Genomic DNA, 18085 nt, shown 5'->3' with positions numbered 1-18085 from the left:
TAACTAACCACTTATACTTTTAAAATATCAATCGTGGGGACTTATGGAACTTCGGCATTTGCGTTATTTCATTGCAGTTGCAGAGGAACTGAATTTCACTCGCGCAGCCGAAAAACTGCATATTGCCCAACCTCCGCTGAGCCAACAAATCCAGCATTTAGAGGCAGAATTGGGGTTTCAACTGTTTCGCCGCACCAAGCGGACGGTGCAGTTAACGGCTGCAGGACAGGTTTTTTTCGAGGAGGCCGGGAAAATTCTGCTGCAAGTCGATCGAGCAATTGAACTCGGCCGACAAACCAGTCGGGGCGAACTCGGACAATTGACGATCGGCTTTGTGAGTTCCGCAGCACACAACGTGGTTCCAGCTATTTTGCAGGCGTTTCGCACTCGGTGTCCCGCCGTCAAGCTGGAACTGCACGAACTGACGACAAACGAACAGTTGCAGCGGCTGCGGTTCGGGCAAATTGATATCGGCTTCGTGCGCCCTCCGGTTGAGGAAGAGGGGATAAATTCTGAAATCGTTTTTCGAGAACCGCTGATCGTCGCACTGCCAGAAACGCATCATTTGGCCGATCGCGCGAATGTGGAATTGCGCGAACTCTCTGCCGAACCGTTCATTTTGTTTCCGCGTTCTCTGGCTCCAGGGTTGTACGATCGGATCGTCAGTCTTTGTCAGCAAGCGGGTTTTAGCCCGATCGCAGCTCAAGAAGCAATTCAAATGCAAACCATTGTGAGTCTGGTAGCCGCCGAGATGGGAGTGGCGATCGTCCCGGCGTCGATGCAAAATTTCCAGCGCAGCGGGGTTGTTTACAAAGCGCTGCCAGAATCAACCTGCATTGTGGCGATCGCTCTGATTTGGCGCAGCGATCCAACGGCGGCGGTGCAGCGGTTTTTGGAAGTCGCCAGACAAATCAGCGTATTTGAGATTTGAGATTGTAGATTTTAGATTGACTGGTAATTTGACAAAGTTATTAAAACTCAAAGATTTTCTGTGCAACAACACCCGTAGAATGATTAATTGATGCTCGGACTTCGAGCAACTACCGCCGTAAAAGTCGGCACGATCGACCCGAACGGCTCACAATATCCCACGTAATTATTCAGTACAAGAGAGCAAGGGATGGTATTGGCAACAGAATTGGGTTCGTCCCAACCGGAATCCTCTTTCGATTTATCTACTTATCTAGTCAAGCGAAAAGAGGCGATCGAGGTAGCTCTCGACAGTGCACTGCCGGTCATCTACCCAGAGAAAATTTACGAAGCAATGCGCTACTCGCTGCTAGCGGGGGGCAAGCGCCTGCGTCCGATCCTGTGTCTGGCTAGCTGCGAACTCGCAGGCGGCACTGCCGACATGGCAATTCCGACAGCTTGCGCTTTGGAAATGATCCACACGATGTCGCTGATCCACGACGATTTGCCGGCAATGGACAATGACGACTACCGGCGCGGGAAACTGACGAACCACAAGGTTTATGGCGATGATATAGCCATTTTGGCTGGCGATGGTTTGCTGACCTATGCTTTTGAATTTATCGCCACTAAAACTGAGAACGTACCCCCCCAGCAGGTGTTGCAGACGATCGCCTATTTGGGTCGCGCTGCCGGGGCTGGTGGACTCATAGGCGGTCAGGTGGTTGACGTGGAATCGGAAGGAAAGACAGATGTTTCTCTGGAAACTTTGAATTACATTCACGCTCACAAAACAGGCGCGCTGTTAGAGGCCTGCGTAGTTTGTGGGGCAATTCTTGCTGGGGCCTCGGCTGCGGATTTGCAGCGGCTGTCTCGTTTCGCTCAAAATATTGGGCTGGCTTTCCAGATCGTTGACGACATTCTGGATATTACTGCTACCCAAGAAGAACTGGGCAAAACTGCTGGCAAAGATGTTAAAGCAGGAAAAGTCACTTTTCCCAGTTTATGGGGAATTGAGGAGTCTCGGCGCCAGGCTTCACAGCTTGTTGCTGATGCTAAGGCTCAATTGGCAGTGTTTGGGAGCAAAGCTCTACCGCTGCTGGCGATAGCCGATTTTATTACCAGCCGCAGTAACTAGAAATACCAAACACTATGCAGGAAATTTGCAGCGGCATATTAAACAATCATGTACTCGTGGTTGCTTTGCTCGCTTGTCTGGCGGCTCAGATCATGAAGCTGCCGATCGAGTTGGTCAAAAATCGCAAGTTTAATCTTCAGTATTTGGTAACAACGGGGGGAATGCCCAGCGCTCACTCGTCTTTTGTGGGCGCTTTGGCTGCTGAAGTCGGACAAACGATGGGATGGGAAAGTCCGGACTTTGCGATCGCTGCGATCTTTGCAATTATTGTGATGTACGACGCAGCAGGCGTCCGCCAAGCCGCAGGCAAGCAAGCTCGCATCCTCAACCAAATTATTGACGAGTTTTTTGAGGAAGATCACAACCTTAATGAGGCTCGCCTCAAAGAGTTGTTGGGACACACTCCTTTTCAAGTGCTTGTAGGTTTGGGGCTGGGAATCACTATTGCTTGGATCGCAGGCCCTGCATATTAAGTTTTAAGTACGGAGTAAATTTGGGGCAGTGGTGTTTTTTGACGTTGGAGGTAAAAGTTGGCGGCGGGGATTAATTGTTCGGCAACTCATCCGTCTCTAGCTCAGAAAAGCACCCGAACTTTTTGGAAGTTTATGGCAATGCCTATTCCCTAATTAAGCACTTCAAAAAGTTTAAAAAGTTTTTTCACTCCCCACTGCTTGGAATTGTTTTGCTATGCTCCAAAGACTATATGTACACAACTTCAGATGCCTAGAAAACTTTGAACTGCCCATAAAGGGGATGCCATCTGCTCTCTTGATTGGAAAAAATGGTGCAGGTAAATCAACTACTGCCTCTGCATTAGAAGTCCTTCAGAAGATTTGTCGAGGCATCAATAGAATGCGCGACCTTGAAAAACTTAACCTTATTAGCTCGAAAGATTTCGCTCGTGGAAGGTCTGATGTTCCGATCCGGTTTGAAATAGAAGTATTACTCGAAGATAAATTATACAAATATGTCCTTGCCTTAGATTTACCAGAAAAATTTAGAGAGCTGCGAGTTTTGGAAGAGCAACTGCTAGTTGCAGGAGATCCAATTTACTCTCGAAAAGAAGCCCAAGTCACTCTTCACACCAGCTCCCCAAATCGTGAAGCTCAGTTTCGGGTAGATTGGCATCTTGTTGCCCTGCCCGTAATTCAGGAGCAATCTGAGACTGATCCGCTTCATATTTTCAAGACTTGGCTGGCTCGCACGATCATTTTAGCCCCGATTCCCAGCTTGATTACTGGAGACTCCAACGGTGAAACTTTGGAGCCAAAGCGAGATGGCTCAAACTTTGGGGAGTGGGTTTCGGGCTTACTGAGTCGCTATCCTGCCGCCTACACACAGGTTGATAAATATCTGCGAGAAGTCATGCCTGACATTCAGGATTTTCTGAATGAACTAATCGGCAAAGACTCGAAAAGCATGATTGTTCGGTTTGAAGCAAATAATGCGAATCTGAGTATTGAATTTAATGACTTATCTGACGGGGAGAAATGCTTTTTTCTTTGCGCTGTTGTCTTGGCTGCTAATAAATTTTATGGCCCACTTTTTTGCTTTTGGGACGAGCCAGATAACTATCTATCCTTATCGGAGGTGGGACATTTTGTAATGTCTCTGCGACGCTCATTTAAAAATAGCGGTCAAATCTTAGTGACATCGCATAATCCTGAAGCAATCCGCAAGTTTTCAAATGAAAATACCTTTGTATTAGATCGCAAAAGCCACTTAGAGCCAACTTTAGTCAGACCGCTGAGTGAGATGTCTGTTAAAGGCGACCTGATAAATGCCTTGATTGGTGGCGACATAGAGCTATGAGTAATAAGTATCAACCGCACATTCATGTGTTGGCCGAAGATGATGCTAATCGCCAGATTGCCAACGGATTTCTTCTTGCGCCAAACCTTAATAACCGTGCTGTTAAAGTCCTGCCACTTCCTGGTGGTTGGAAAAAAACTGTGGAGGAATTCACGAAGAAGTATGCGTCTGAAATGCGACAATTACCACAAAGAATGATGGTTTTACTCATTGATTTCGACGATCAGGAAAATCGGTTGACTTATGTAGAAAGTCATATTCCAGATGATCTAAAAGCAAGAGTATTCGTGCTGGGAGTGCTATCTGAACCAGAGAATCTAAGGACAGACCTCAACAAGAATTTTGAGGAGATTGGAGAAGCTCTTGCGAAAGATTGTTCTGACAACACAAATGAGTTATGGGGACATAATCTCCTCAAACACAACAAACGAGAATTAGAGCGTATGGCTTCATCTGTAAAACCATTTCTCTTTAAATAAATAGACCCAAAACTCGCGCACGCTACTTAAATGTCAGGTGCGCGACGGCCAATAATTTAGCGGAGTGTGGCTCGCTCAAAAGTCGCGCACCCTAATGACTACTGACCGAATTCTGCTTGCAGAATATCGTCATTATCATCGGCGATAGTGGCGACAATAGTAATAACCCGAGAAATTTCCCCAGCGGAGATTTCGGCGATCGTCCGAGTCGATACTACCGCAACTTGATTGTCAACAATGGCAAAATGAGATTCCAAAGTAGACAGCCAATTCATTTCTAGGATTTTCCGCATTAATTGAGCTTCATTCTTCGCCGGCAACTGCAGTACAAAAGCCCAAACAGTCAAAGTATCATCTTCGGTTTCGCCGGTGAGTTGCACGAACACTTCAACACTGCCGTACTTAAACTTCCAAAGATGTCCGCCAGCTTCACTTTGACCGACCATCACTTTTTGGTCTACAGCCATGCTGGCGATGACAGTTTCAATTTCTTCTGCATAGGTGACGGCTGTGGCTTTTTCGACCTGCTCGGAGGCGATCGCACTTTCACTTGAGAGGCTTTCTGTGGAAGCTGTTTGTATGTTCGGCTCGCTATTAGTCATGATTATATTTAGACGGAAAACTATTCCAATAATCAGTTTACTTCCTATTTAGGACTTACAAAAATAGGACTTACACACAAAAACCTTGATAAACCGGCTTTCTTGACAAAAACTTACGCTTTGAGTTCGCTCCCCAGGGAAGAAACCAAGGTGATGACACCCCGTGCGTAAGTTCTAGAAAAGAAAGCCGGTTTCTCGCAGAAATATCGCGCCCCTCAACGAGACAGGCAGGAAGAAACCTGGTTTCTAGTCGCTCCGCGCACAAGCCCTCGCCAGTGTTTAAGCCTTGGGCTTGGCCGGGGCAGGCTTCTTCTCAATGGTATTCAAGCCGTTGAGGAACATCGGCACAAGTTTCTCCACAAATGCCTGCGGGTCGCGGTTCCAGGCCCGCTGAGCAACATCGACTCTGGTCATTTGCAGATCCGGGGCCAGCAGGGTCATGGGCAAGCGTTCCATCAGGTATTGCGGGCGTTCCCACATCGGCATGGTGTTGGCAATATCCACGAGGCGGGTGACGCGGCGGAGTTCTGCCCCCAGCATGATATCCATTCCCGATTCAAATGCTGCTTGTTCGATCGCCACATACTTGCGCTTTGCCTGTTCCACCTTCTGGCGGTGTTCCGGGCTTTTGGCAGCTATTTGGGCGAGCCAGCGGTTGCCCCAGCGGACGTGACCAGCTTCTTCGGGAAAAATCTTTTCGATAGTTTCGCGGATTTTGACGTTTTCTGCGGTTTGGGGAGCCTGTTTGAGCGCGTGGATGTGCGCTGAGAAGTATTCGCAGCCCCGCTTTTCCGTGACATTGATTGCGACTAAGCCTGCAATTATACTGTCATCGAGGTTGCTTTTCGGGTTGTATTGCTCTTTGTCCAGCAGGCGGTCAAATTCGTCAATGTAGGAGATTCCCGGCGGCGTTCCCACATTTTGGCCCAAGTCTACCAGCAAGTCGGTGAGCCACATAGCGTGTCGCGCTTCGTCGGAAATGTGGCGGGAGAGGTCGCGCACGAGTTCGGCCGGTTCGCCGTCGAGCCGTTCGATCACGTCCGTGAGGTCTTTGCAACTGCGCTGTTCGCTGTAGCGGTAGCGGTTGAGGGTGATCAGGTGCAGTTCGCGATCGTGCACTACTCGAGCTAAAATCTCGCGCGCTCCCATTGCGTTGCGCAGCTTGCGGGGATAGGCAACAGTCATGCTTTTATGTTGTTTTATAAAGATACTTATACAAGTGTAACGCAGTTTTTTTGACAACCAATTACCTCGCAAGGCTGAAAGTTGTTGTGTTGCAGGCAGATTGAATTTTATACATACAATTTTTTTACTCGCAGATCGATCGACTAAAATAGTTTTGATTTGTCATTTACGCAAGCGTTCCGCGAGGCTCCCAAAGCAATCTCACGCACTCAAAACTTTTCAGGTTCCGTCGAGTCTGAAGCCTCAAGGCTAGCAGGCTCTTGTTTAAATTTGTGCATCTCCTCCACTTCCAGTCTAGCCAGCGTTGTCGCCGCATCCGCTAACTGTAAAGCCAGATTCATCCGACCAACTGGGTTTTTCTCTTTCCAAAGGTCTTTTGCCAAGAAATGTACTCGATAGCGAAACATTTTAATTGACTGTGATGGAATAACTTTAGCTGTCATGATTATAGTCTCTCTTCAACTGTAGCTAGGATGCGAAGCAGTACCCGTTCGGGTTCTAGATAGACAAATGTCAGTATGATTACTTGATCTTCATTGGTGATTGTGACATCCCAGGTGGCCGATCGCGGTTCAACCCGTTCATGCCTAACTATTACAGTATATTGCCCTGCTGCCAAGTCATCAAATCCCGCATCTGCCTCCATCAAAGCCACTGTCTCCTCGGCCAGTACCCGTCCGTCTCGATTTAGTAAAGTAATGAAGGCAATGCCATCAACTGAAGTCATTGCCATGTTATTTTGATTGCGTACCATCACAAAAATATCAGACATTATCTGCTAGTTGCTAATTGCTGCAAATTGCTAATTTACCACAACAGCAACACCGCGCCAGCAAGGCGGATAGACGGTCATCCGATTTGAGCATTTGAGATGTGAGATTATGGACTTGATGGAAATAATCACAAGACTCAATTATATGCACACTCTCACTGAAGATGAATTTCTTTTAGAAGCAGAGCCTTTTCTTCGGAAAGTTTTTGTTCACGACAATCCGTTTAAGGAACCTTTTTCATCACAGGTGATAGGACGTACAATTATCTATCCTTGTGACGGTGAAAATGACCTTCTCCTGATTGACGCACTGATTAATGCAGCAGTAAAATTAGGTGATACAGGCTGCTATATCTCACTAATATCGACAGGATATCCAGAGAATGGACCCGCTCACTGTTATATCCCATTATCAGAGTTTCTTGAGGGGTACTCTGGAACAGAAGAAGATAGGCTAATTGGACCGAGGTTGGGTATAAATCCTTATACTTCAGACAGCGTTATCTATTCAGCCCAAGGTAAGTGGGGGCTGATGAAATCACATGAAGGTTTTGGATTGCTGGGTGGATCGCTAGAGTTTATCGAAGAGATTCGAGGATATGTCCCGGATTTAGACAAGCAGGTGTATGGTTTGTTTAAGCGTTTGCGAGACCTTCTGTTGGATTGTGGTGTGAATCCCCCAGATATCACTCGAAATAAATGGTTGCCAACGTTGTTAACCCATCTGTATGGTTCTCAAGTCGCTGAAAAATTTTTGTTGGAGGAGACAGAGCTACCCTAGAGCGCAGGTCTATCAAAGATTAGCTCAGAAGCTAGTGTGAGTTAACCAAATTGAAGAAGTACAGCACGGTTATGGACGCTCACAGATCAATACACGAAGGATGCCACCGGACTTGATATAAAATTTTGAGTTCGCATAAATTATTAAAAAAGGTCGCCTGCAAGGGCAACCTTTTTTTCGATTAGACATCAACGACAAACAATCAGAATTCTCAATTGTTCAGGTTGGATTATTAACTATCTAACAGTCGTAGTACAAAGCAAACTCGTAGGGGTGAGGACGCAGCCGCATCGGGTTGACTTCATTGTCGAGTTTGTAGGAAATCCATGTTTGGATGAAGTCTTCGGTAAATACCCCGGTTTCAGTTAAGAAACTGTGGTCTTTTTCTAAAGCTTCTAAAGCGCCTTCCAAGGAACCGGGAGTTGAAGGAATTTTGCTCAATTCTTCAGGGGAAAGGTCGTAGATATCCACGTCCAAAGGTTCGCCCGGATCGATTTGATTCTTAATGCCGTCTATGCCGGCGCACAGCATGGCTGCAAATGCTAAATAGGGGTTGGAAGTGGCATCGGGACAGCGGAATTCTAACCGCTTGGCTTTGGGGTTGGTTCCCGACAACGGAATCCGCACTGATGCCGATCGATTCCCTTGAGAGTAAGCTAAGTTTACAGGCGCTTCAAAGCCGGGAACTAAACGCTTGTAGGAATTGGTCGTGGGATTGGTGAGTGCCAAAAGTGCCGGTGCGTGCTTGAGAATGCCGCCGATGTAATGCAGTCCCATTTGACTGAAACCTGCATATTGATCGCCTGCAAATAGAGGTTGGCCGTCTTTCCAAATCGACTGGTGAACGTGCATCCCGGAACCGTTGTCGTTAAACAGCGGTTTGGGCATGAAGGTGATGGTTTTGCCGTATTTTTTGCCGACGTTTTTGATGACGTATTTGTAAGTCATCAGATAGTCAGCGGCTTGTACTAAAGTTGCAAAGCGGAAACCGAGTTCGCATTGACCGCCGGTGGCGACTTCGTGGTGGTGCTTTTCGATGGGTACGCCGCATTTTGCCATTGTCAGCAGCATTTCCGTTCTCATGTCTTGAGAGGTATCGGTTGGTGCTACTGGGAAATAACCTTCTTTGTAACGCGGTTTGTAGCCGAGGTTGCCGCCTGCTTCTTCTTTGCCGGAATTCCAGCGACCTTCGATCGAATCTACGTAATAGTAGCCGGAATTTTGGGTTTGGTCGAAGCGAACGTCGTCAAAAATGAAGAATTCTGCTTCCGGGCCAAAGAATGCTGTATCGCCGAGACCGGTGGAAAGCAGGTAGTCTATGGCTTTTTGGGCAATGGTGCGGGGACAGCGACTGTAAGGTTCCCCGGTGCGTGGTTCTTTGATGCTGCAGATGAAGCTGATGGTTGGTTCTGCCATGAACGGGTCAATCCAAGCGGTTGTCGGATCGATGACCATCGTCATGTCAGATTCGTTGATGGCTTTCCAGCCCCGAATGCTGGAACCGTCGAAGGGTACGCCGTCTGTGAATGCGGTTTCGTCGATTTGGTCGTGGTACAGGGAAAGGTGCTGCCAGATCCCCGGCATATCGATGAACTTTAGGTCAACGATCTGGATTTTATTTTCTTTTATGTAATTTAAGGCTTCTTGGGGCGTCTGGAACATGACTTACTCCTGATATTGGTTGTGTCTTGGCGATCGGCCGATTTCATACTGTTTGGGCGATCGTAGGCCTTCAGTACCCACTATTTTGTATCTAGGGCTACAGAATTTAGAAATAGGGGCCCAGTGCAGTCGGGCAGTTCGAGATTCTTGCCCTGTCGATTTTTCGGCTGAAGATACAAGGCAAACGGCTGAATTTTGCGGTCGTTTGCCGGGGATAGACTACCCTTCGTGAAAATCCTATCTCAAATCTTAATCAAACGCCGATTTGTAGTAGTCTACAATAGGCGGTCTGTCTCAGATAGCAAAGTATTGATAAAGATTTTTGGGAGAGAAACTTATGCGCGATGCAGTGACGAGCCTGATTGAAAATTATGATGTTGCTGGTAGGTATTTAGACCGAGATGGTATCGATCGGTTGAAATCTTATTTTGCAACAGGCACGGCACGGGTACAGGCTGCGGCGGCGATTAACAGCAATGCTGCGACAATTGTCAAGCAAGCTGGTATTCAGCTATTTGCCGAACAGCCGGAATTGATCCGTCCGGGCGGAAATGCCTACACGACTCGCCGCTACGCGGCTTGTCTGCGGGATATGGACTACTACTTGCGCTATGCTACTTACGCCCTGGTGGCCGGAAGTACCGACGTACTCGACGAGCGCGTGCTGCAAGGTTTGCGCGAAACTTACAATTCTCTCAGCGTTCCCATTGGCCCGACGGTGATGGGAATTGGCATTATGAAGGAGATGGTTAAGGCTCAGGTGGCATCTGCTGGCTTGTCTGTAGGGTCTTTTTTGGAGCAGCCTTTTGATTACTTGATTCGCGAATTGAGCGAACAAGATATTTAAGTCAATTTGCTACTTCTTTTAACAGCAAATTGCACTTGTGGCTTGCAGTTAGTAGCAGTTGGATCGATCGCTTTTTTTGGCCTCACAGCCTCCAAGCGATCTTTTTTTATGGGTTAGACAATTTGAGATTAAAAATTTGAGATTAAAGATTTGAGATTAAAAATTTGAGATTAAAGATTTGAATAATTGGGAATGACTTATGAATTAAGGGTTTGGAGCTTCCCTATAATTGCATTCTTTCTTGAAACTGGTGTTAAAAATCCCCAACACATCCCCACACGAGGCATTTGTCCAGGGGATTTTTGGTTTGACCGAGATCGACTTGTTCGGCGGTTCTTGCTTCTACTTCGCCGTTGGGGTAAAGAATGTGAATGATATCACCGCTGATGAAGGCCAGGGGATTTTCTTGACAATTGCCCGCATTTCTGATAGGAAAGTTAATTGTTTTCATGCTCGATCGCCCTGATGGTATTTGTAGCGCTTTTAGCTACATATAAATCATCCGCTAGTAGCACAAATTTTTGTGTGATTTTATGAAGGTATATCTGTGATCCAACTACACAATCAGAGCGATCTCAGTCACATAATGTGAGGTGGGGGCGATCGCCCCTCAATGAGCGCAAAACCAAAATGGTCGCCAAAAATCAGCAGTCGGGCTTGTGCGTAAGTGCTAATCTGGTACTGTTCTTAACCCTATCCGTACAGATTAAAAACCTTGGCTAAACAGCGACTAGACACTTTATTGGTCAGCCTAGATTTGTGCAGTTCCAGACAGCAAGCTCAGGCATTGATTCGGACGGGAAAAGTCTCCATCAACCAACAGGTAGTTGACAAACCGGGCACTGAGGTTGATATTGCAGCAAAAATTCAGATCAAAGAGCGATCGCGCTATGTTTCTAGAGGCGGCGACAAATTAGCCAAAGCTTTAGAAGTTTTTGCTATTCCAGTTGCAGGCAGAATTTGTCTCGACGGCGGCATTTCCACAGGCGGTTTTACCGACTGTCTCCTGCAAGCCGGCGCCGCCCTAGTCTACGGCGTAGATGTTGGCTACGGTCAAGCAGATTGGGGCTTGCGCAACGATCCGAGGGTAATTTTGAAAGAACGCACCAATTTGCGGTACATGACTGCTACTGAGCTTTACGGCGACTCTGAGCGAGCAGATTTGGCGGTAGTAGATGTGTCGTTTATTTCCCTGGATAAGATTTTACCGGCGCTGTGGGAATTGTTGGCACCACCGCGAGAAGCTGTGTTGCTGGTAAAGCCGCAGTTTGAGGTAGGGCGCGAGAGAGTCGGGAAAAAAGGCGTAGTGAGAGACTCAGCAACTCAAGCCGATGCGATTTTTCAAGTGTGGAAGGCAGCCACAGCTTTAGGATGGCAGGAACGCGGCTTAACGTGGTCGCCTTTACTTGGCCCGGCCGGTAATATCGAGTATCTTTTATGGTTGGGGATCGATCGCGAACAGGAATCAGAGCCGAGGGCGATCGAAGAGAGTGTTGTGAAGGAACGGATCGCACAAGTTACCAAAGCGGCCGCGCGCGAACTTGTCGATCGATTGTAGATTTTAGATTGATTTCAAGATGTCAAGCTAATCAATTTTAAAAATCAAATTTGGAACTCCAGATTGCTCTAAAATTTGAAATTTTTTGGTCAATCCGACTCCTGAACTTTCAGTTAGTGAATAATTCCATGCAGTCATTAAAACAAGTCGGTTCTATTTTACTCTACGTTCTAGGTGCCATCGGGTATGTGGCGATTGTAGCTACTATTGTAGGCGTTTCAATGCTGATCAAGTGGGTCGCCCTGCTACTAGCAGACAAATTATTATATACAATTCTGATAATCGGTGATTTGTTGAGGGGCATCGAAATTATTGAACTGTTAAATATATTGATATTTGCATTTATCGGTATGGGAGTGGGTGTGGCGACAAATCTTCTACACCCTAAATACGGTCGCAAAATTAGTGCAGCTTTGTTGATAGTTATAGTTCCCTTAGTGTTCATGATTACGCCAGCCATCAGATATAATTCTTGGCTGGAAAAAGTAGGAGAATCGGATAAATTATCGCCTCCAGAAACTGCAACATTAACTAACTCATTTTTGAATAGAAAAGTAGGATTGTCAGGTTTTATCGGTTATTACGTATATACTGGTCAGTTTCCGGTTATTCCGACGAAACAATCGGAGATGAAAGACCTTGACAGCTTTGAAAAAAAAGTTAATTCCAGATTTGTACAGTTCACAGGTATTGCTCCGACTATTGTTTCTTGGTCAATGCGGGTTTGTTTTTGGCTGATTAGAATATTTTACTTTTCTATAGCGGTAATTGCGACGATCGCACATTTTAGGGAAGGTGTGAGAATCGCGAGACGGTAATACGATTTTCGATTTTCGATTAAAGAATTGGGAATCATATCAAATCTGGTAGCATCGGAATTAATATTACCCACAATCAGGACACGGCATTGCCGTGTCCCTACAATTAATCGCGGTAGGGAAACGGCACTGCCGTGTCCTCCGTTTATATTATTCCGGTGCCACCGGAATTGATATCAGTTGACCAATTTTTATCAAGACTTGAAGAACCGTATAAAGTTCGTTCATTAGAGGAACAGGTGAAAATATTCTTGATAAGTCATATTTAGGCGGATTCTGAAAGTCTAGTTTGACGAATACAATTTCACTGCCATTTGTCATCGCAGCAAAACTCGGTCTATCCTTGCGGGGATTGGCGGTCATGTATGCTAGTGTTTGGGGAAGTGCAGACATTACTGAAATGGTGGTGCGCTTCGACTCTAAGAGTGTCACCCAAAACTGGTTTTGCATCACTAAAACATCAATCCGTCCCTTGAGAGTTTCTACTTCATCATCTTCGTCATCTAAAACAATTTGTACAGATTTTTCCGCCATCATTTTAAAAGGTGGATCGTAAAAACCCGCTCGTTCCAATAGAGGCGAACCCATGATTAGTGTAACGGTTCCTTCTGTAAGGCTTCCATCATTTAAATGATAAAGATATCGCCGCCGGATTAAATTGAGAGCGGCTTTATCGACTTCTGTAATTTCGGGTAAATCTGCATACCATTCTGGGAAAAATCCCTCGGATTCAGTTCGCGTAATATTGAATCGAGATTCAACATCTGCTAAAGTTTGGATGATTTCAGTAATGGCTGTTGTTTGTGTCATATTTTAAACTCTTGCTGCAAGCGATCGATAATTGTATTACGCTCGATGGTGGCGAGAATTTCTTGAATTACCGTATCTTGTCCCAGGGGGCCCCAGGTGCAGCCTTTTTCTAAATAAACTTGGGCAGCGCGACCGACAGCGTAGGTTCCGTAAGCTGCTAAACTAGCTTGAGTGACAGCTACTCCGGCAAAAGTAGAAAAGCCGATGTGCGGGGCCGCAGCCGCCGCACTTTTGCCAAATCCCAACAGAAAACTGCTACCCAATTCTCCCAAAAGTACGCCGCCAGCACTGGAGAAAATAGTCTGCCAAAGTTTCCCGGCTTCGTAACCAGTCATAGGTAAACCGTAAAGTCTGGATAAAGAGCGAATTAAGGCTAAATCTGCGACACTTGCTCCCATTACATCCAAGAATGCCACTGGGTTTAAACCGACTGCCAAAGCTTTATATTTTGCAAATTGCCAGATTAAATCTTCGGCTTCTGTTTGTCGCAATTTGAGAACGTGACGGGCTATGTTTGCTTCGGCATCTCTAGCTTCAACTAAAGCATTGAGAGCGAGGAGCGATCGACCTTCTCTGTTAAGAATTGTGAGAATTTTATGTTTGAGTTCGTCTATCTGCGCGGGCGGCGACTCCCATTCGTTAGTGACTCTTCCATCAGACCATTCCACCCGCACTTGCACCGGTGCCGGTTCGGCGGCTACCATGACTATTTCTAAAGATTTGGCAGTTTTAGCGGGTGGTTTGGCAGTAGATTTCTCGGAGGAGTTGTTTGGGCGATCGGACAAATTTTCGCTATCTGTTTCCTCTGTTACCGCAGCGGCTGCTAACTCTTCAGAATTTCCCAGCGCTTGCAAACTTTGGTAAATAGCTTTTCTGTCTAATTCGGGATAAAGGTCAATTTTATTAAAAACTAAAATCAGCGGTTTTTGAGCTGTTTGCAATTCGCACAGTGCTTGATATTCAGTGCGGGTGATATCCCCTGCAACGACAAACAGAATTAAGTCAGCTTGGCGAGTTACTTGTTTCGCCATTTCGCCGCGCACTTCGCCGCCAACTTCATCAAGTCCGGGAGTATCGATTAATTCAACTTGCACCCCTCCTTTCCCCTCATTGGCAAGGGGGGGCTGGGGGGATTCGTCGCTGTCAAGGAAGGATAAAGGCACACTCCACCGCACGGAACGCGGCCACTGAGTCACGCCGTTGAGAGGGCCTGTTTGCAGAATTTTGTGACCTAAAAGCGCGTTTAATACGGCTGACTTGCCGCGGCTGACTAGGCCGAAAGTAGCAATGCGGATTATGTTGTGGTCTAGTTTTTCTGAGGTGGAAGTTAAGATATCTAACTGATATTGCAGCGCCGCTTCTAATTCTGTATTATTCGAGTTTCTTTTCCCTTGGCGGAGGTGGGAATAGCGCGCCAGGGCTTCGCGCAAACTGGCGCGGGCAAGGGATAAGCGATTTTCTTGAAGGGAATTGTCAGCCATTGGCGATCGGCTTTTTTAAGCAGGTATAATTGATCGTCGAATTATAAATCCTATTTCTTATTTTAATACAATTTTTTATAAATTTATAATTTTTTATTGGGGAATTAGGTAGGGACACGGCACTGCCGTGTCCCTAGGGATATCCTGGGCAACCGACCGGATTTAATATCAGATATCCTGGGCGATTGAGCGGATTTAATATCAGATGCTGGACTAATTTTAATTGACCGCTGAATTAACTGTTTCTTAATGGGCTGCGGCTAGGACACGGCACTGCCGTGTCCCTACGGATATCATGGGCGATCGAGCGAATTTAACAACATCAGATGCTGGGCTACTTCTAATTGACCGCCGACTTAACGGTTTCGGGCCCAGATACCTGAGATGAAAGGCGACTCGCCACTTGGTTGACGAAAGATTGCAAGAAGGAAACTTGCTGATTTTGCGTAAATACTGCTTGCAAAGTTTTAGTCAACTGGTCAATATTTAAAATGCCTGTGGCAGCAGTTTCCAATTCTCGACTTTGGAAATATTCAATTAAACTCAGTCCAGCTATTCTGGTAAAATATGCTGCACTAATTCCCTGCACCGCGCCTCCTGCTACATAGGTGACAGCATTGCTTTTCAGCAGTCCAGTAATAGTTTGAGTAGACAGTTCTACTAATCCCAATTTGAACATTTGATTAGCCAACGTTGCTGCTACTGTCTTAGCTTGCTCTAAGGAAAACTTTTGCTGGTAAATGGCGCCGAGGTCGATTACGAGTTGGGTGCTGATGGCGGTTGTTGCTAGCAAGTCTAAAGCTGGAACCGGGTTAGTAAAAACGGCGGCGGCGGCGATGTACTGATATTGTTCGATAATGGGAAGTGCCCGATCGCGCCTGACTGCATTTAAGAAGGTTTTCGCCTCTAATTTGATACTTGCAGCTTCGCGCACTGCACTAGCCCAGACCAACTGTTGCCGTTCTTCAGTTAAGATTTTAGTCAATCTTTCCGTCAGTGGCTCAAGTTGAGAGACTTGATTTTCGATGCGTTCTTGAAATGTGCCGTCCGCTTGGTGTCGGCGCACTTTAATAGAATTGGGAGAAGCTGCGATCGCAATTATATCTTCTGTCCCCAATATGCCTTCCATTCTTTGCTGCAAAGAGTGCAAAACCTGCGACTGCTGTTCTGGCAAATATTGGTCTTGTTTGTTCCAGACTAACAGCACGCGCTGACCGGCAGAAGCTAGCTGAGATAATGTTTTAAATTCGGAATCCGTGATGTCGCCCGCTGTCACAAACAGCACTAAATCACCGTTAATTTTGGCATCGGCAGTTGTATTAGCAAACAGCGGTGCTGTTTCTTGTAAACTAAGCTTTTGCGGGTGTTGAGAGGCCCAATTAGAATTTAAAACTTGAATTAAGGCAGTTTTGCCGACAGCTTTGCCGCCAGTTACGGTAATCCGTAAATCTTGTCTGTCTAATTCGGCTCTGAGCCGATCGAGCTTTGCTGTTAGATTAGCTGGATTTGCGGAGTTTTGAGCTTCTGAGGCTAGCAAATTAATTGCTGCTTCCGAAGCCGCGATCGCTTTTTCGGCTGCTTCCCTGTTCGCTAGGGGTTGCGGGAGTGCGAGTTCGAGTTTGGGGGATTGTTGTTTCCACCACCAATACCCCGCACCGGCAGCCGCCAAGCCGATGAGTGCCGTTTCGCCCATTTCTGAACCCGAATGCTGTAGAGTTTCCAACAGCCACAGCGCTGCTGAAAGTCCTATTCCCCCAATTAAAATCGGTCGCCGCAAGTTAAGTGTCATTTTTCCCTTCCTGTGGGTATTTTCGCCAAGCTTAACCTTACCGGGCTTGGCCTCCCTTCCCTATATTCCATCGTACCTCTGCGGCATCCAAACTGGCAGGCGGGCGATGCGACTTTTGGGCGGATTACACCCTAAACCTTTTTCACAAGTGCAAAATGTTTGTAGTAAGGACTTTAGTCTTTGCTGTTGAGTTGAGAAAGAAAGGACTTTAGCCCTGACTACAAATTGTTAATCTTTGAGAAATCAGACGGGTAATTGTCTAGTCTCCCAGACAAATTCCCAAACCGCGAGCCGTTTTAACCAGAGTACCATCGAATTCTACAGGTCTGTATTTGGCGATCGCATCTTCCAGAGGAACGCTCACAACTTCCCGCTTTTGCCAAGATACCATGCAGTCGTATTTCTCTTCGGCAATTAAATCAACTGCTGCGACGCCAAAAGCAGAAGCAATTAATCTTTCTAGCGATGAAGGAGTTCCTCCGCGTTGAATATGTCCCAAAACAGTGACGCGAGTTTCTGCACCGCTGCACTCAGAGATTGTATCAGCTAAATACTGACCAATTCCGCCTAATCGACTTTGACCTAAGCGATTTGTGTGCATTACTAATTCGCCTTCTTCAGTGCGAACTGCCTCCGCTACTATAATTAAACAGTAGTTTTTTCCCCGGTCTTGGCGTTCTTGGATTTGAGCGCAGATTTGGGAAATTGTGTAAGGGATTTCGGGTATCAGAATTATATCAGCTCCCCCAGAAATTCCGGCACTGATCGCAATATGTCCGGCGTCGCGTCCCATGACTTCAACAATCATAACGCGACTGTGACTGGCCGCAGTAAAATGCAAGCGATCGAGTGCTTCAGTAGCAATATTGACAGCAGTATCAAAACCGATGGAACGCTCGGTAATTCCGACATCATTATCAATAGTTTTAGGAATAGCAACTAAATTCAAATTGCCGTGTTGAGCAATCTTCCTGAGAATGGCGAGACTACCGTCGCCACCAATACCAATTAAGGCATCCAGACCTAGTTGATGATAGCCTTCGATAATGTCGTCAGAACGATCGCGTAGACTCCCATCAGGCATCGGGAAAGCAAAAGGGTTGCCCTTATTTGTCGTGCCTAGCATCGTACCGCCAATGGTGAGCCACGAGTCTACTTTCTCAATATCCAAGGGAATTGCTTGAGGGGGACGACTCATCAATCCGTTGGTGGCTTGACGAATCCCCATCACTTTCCAATTGTAAGTTCCCGTTGCGCGGTGGACAACGGCTCGAATAACTGCGTTTAAACCTGCACAGTCACCTCCGCTGGTGAGGATACCGATACATTTTTGTTCTCCCATAATTAATGTCCGACTTTTGCTACTCAGAACATGAGTTGATATTTTTAGAGTCCGATCGTCCAATTCTTATTTTCGACGTAAATAGGTAGGCGAAAATAAA

General features: G+C 46.4%; 19 protein-coding genes. 9 read left to right on the top strand and 10 right to left on the bottom strand.

The features are described 5' to 3' along the window. Positions 1–43: 43 nt before the first annotated feature. The 5 genes from QUA54_RS08395 to QUA54_RS08375 all read left to right on the top strand — a co-directional run bounded on the left by QUA54_RS08395 (position 44) and on the right by QUA54_RS08375 (position 4338). Positions 44–931 (top strand): LysR family transcriptional regulator, encoded by an 888-nt coding sequence (locus tag QUA54_RS08395; RefSeq protein ID WP_333414141.1) that lies wholly within the window; start codon positions 44–46, stop codon positions 929–931. Between the two features lie 189 nt (positions 932–1120). Next, positions 1121–2047 carry a geranylgeranyl diphosphate synthase CrtE gene (gene crtE / locus QUA54_RS08390; protein WP_333414140.1) on the top strand — a complete coding sequence of 309 codons (927 nt, stop codon included), beginning with the start codon at positions 1121–1123 and terminating at the stop codon, positions 2045–2047. Between the two features lie 14 nt (positions 2048–2061). Next, complete coding sequence (locus QUA54_RS08385; protein ID WP_172187220.1) at positions 2062–2520, top strand: divergent PAP2 family protein; 459 nt, start codon at positions 2062–2064, stop codon at positions 2518–2520. A gap of 214 nt (positions 2521–2734) precedes the next feature. Further along, positions 2735–3859, top strand: coding sequence for an AAA family ATPase (locus QUA54_RS08380; RefSeq protein ID WP_333414139.1), 1125 nt, complete (start codon positions 2735–2737; stop codon positions 3857–3859). Continuing rightward, a complete protein-coding gene (locus tag QUA54_RS08375; RefSeq protein ID WP_333414138.1) occupies positions 3856–4338 on the top strand; it encodes a hypothetical protein in 483 nt (160 codons plus the stop codon). The genes QUA54_RS08380 and QUA54_RS08375 overlap by 4 nt, the downstream gene beginning before the upstream one ends. Before the next feature lie 98 nt (positions 4339–4436). Here QUA54_RS08375 and QUA54_RS08370 read toward each other — a convergent pair whose 3' ends face one another. From QUA54_RS08370 to QUA54_RS08355, 4 genes are all read right to left on the bottom strand, one after another. Next, a complete protein-coding gene (locus QUA54_RS08370) occupies positions 4437–4940 on the bottom strand; it encodes a YbjN domain-containing protein (protein WP_333190950.1) in 504 nt (167 codons plus the stop codon). 279 nt (positions 4941–5219) lie between these two features. After that, positions 5220–6125, bottom strand: a complete 906-nt coding sequence (locus tag QUA54_RS08365) for a ferritin-like domain-containing protein (protein WP_333414137.1) — start codon at positions 6123–6125, stop codon at positions 5220–5222. 209 nt (positions 6126–6334) lie between these two features. After that, positions 6335–6568, bottom strand: coding sequence for a hypothetical protein (locus tag QUA54_RS08360; protein ID WP_333414136.1), 234 nt, complete (start codon positions 6566–6568; stop codon positions 6335–6337). 2 nt (positions 6569–6570) lie between these two features. Further along, the gene (locus QUA54_RS08355; RefSeq protein WP_333414135.1) at positions 6571–6897 is read right to left on the bottom strand and encodes a hypothetical protein; all 327 of its coding nucleotides are present in this window, start codon (positions 6895–6897) and stop codon (positions 6571–6573) included. A 109-nt stretch (positions 6898–7006) separates the two neighbouring features. Here QUA54_RS08355 and QUA54_RS08350 point away from each other — a divergent pair, with 109 nt between their 5' ends. Then, positions 7007–7678, top strand: a complete 672-nt coding sequence (locus QUA54_RS08350) for a hypothetical protein (protein WP_333414134.1) — start codon at positions 7007–7009, stop codon at positions 7676–7678. Between the two features lie 240 nt (positions 7679–7918). Here QUA54_RS08350 and glnA read toward each other — a convergent pair whose 3' ends face one another. Next, entirely contained in the window at positions 7919–9340 is a 1422-nt protein-coding gene (gene glnA / locus QUA54_RS08345) for a type I glutamate--ammonia ligase (protein WP_333414133.1), read from the bottom strand. A gap of 337 nt (positions 9341–9677) precedes the next feature. On the opposite strand from glnA, the gene apcB reads away from it, so the two are divergent. Next, positions 9678–10187, top strand: a complete 510-nt coding sequence (gene apcB / locus QUA54_RS08340) for an allophycocyanin subunit beta (protein WP_333201386.1) — start codon at positions 9678–9680, stop codon at positions 10185–10187. 253 nt (positions 10188–10440) lie between these two features. Here the strand turns inward: apcB and QUA54_RS08335 are convergent, their stop codons facing one another. Beyond that, on the bottom strand, positions 10441–10638 hold the full coding sequence (locus QUA54_RS08335) for a hypothetical protein (protein WP_333414132.1): 198 nt from the start codon (positions 10636–10638) through the stop codon (positions 10441–10443). Positions 10639–10902: 264 nt separating this feature from the next. Here QUA54_RS08335 and QUA54_RS08330 point away from each other — a divergent pair, with 264 nt between their 5' ends. Then, positions 10903–11745 (top strand): TlyA family RNA methyltransferase, encoded by an 843-nt coding sequence (locus QUA54_RS08330; protein WP_333201384.1) that lies wholly within the window; start codon positions 10903–10905, stop codon positions 11743–11745. Between the two features lie 128 nt (positions 11746–11873). Further along, a complete protein-coding gene (locus QUA54_RS08325; RefSeq protein WP_333414131.1) occupies positions 11874–12563 on the top strand; it encodes a hypothetical protein in 690 nt (229 codons plus the stop codon). 150 nt (positions 12564–12713) lie between these two features. On the opposite strand, the gene QUA54_RS08320 is transcribed toward QUA54_RS08325, so the two are convergent. From QUA54_RS08320 to QUA54_RS08305, 4 genes are all read right to left on the bottom strand, one after another. Then, positions 12714–13373 carry a type I restriction endonuclease subunit R gene (locus tag QUA54_RS08320; RefSeq protein ID WP_333201380.1) on the bottom strand — a complete coding sequence of 220 codons (660 nt, stop codon included), beginning with the start codon at positions 13371–13373 and terminating at the stop codon, positions 12714–12716. Then, positions 13370–14854, bottom strand: a complete 1485-nt coding sequence (locus QUA54_RS08315; RefSeq protein ID WP_333414130.1) for a DUF697 domain-containing protein — start codon at positions 14852–14854, stop codon at positions 13370–13372. Before QUA54_RS08315 ends, QUA54_RS08320 begins: the two co-directional genes overlap by 4 nt. A 340-nt stretch (positions 14855–15194) precedes the next feature. Continuing rightward, positions 15195–16643, bottom strand: a complete 1449-nt coding sequence (locus tag QUA54_RS08310) for a slr1306 family protein (RefSeq protein ID WP_333414129.1) — start codon at positions 16641–16643, stop codon at positions 15195–15197. A 259-nt stretch (positions 16644–16902) separates the two neighbouring features. Continuing rightward, a complete protein-coding gene (locus QUA54_RS08305) occupies positions 16903–17985 on the bottom strand; it encodes an ATP-dependent 6-phosphofructokinase (protein WP_333190961.1) in 1083 nt (360 codons plus the stop codon). Positions 17986–18085 lie beyond the last annotated feature (100 nt).

It is taken from the genome of Microcoleus sp. MOSTC5 (assembly GCF_036701825.1).
Taxonomy (GTDB): Bacteria; Cyanobacteriota; Cyanobacteriia; order Cyanobacteriales; family Microcoleaceae; genus Microcoleus; species Microcoleus asticus.
This window is presented reverse-complemented; position numbering and strand designations above follow the sequence as displayed.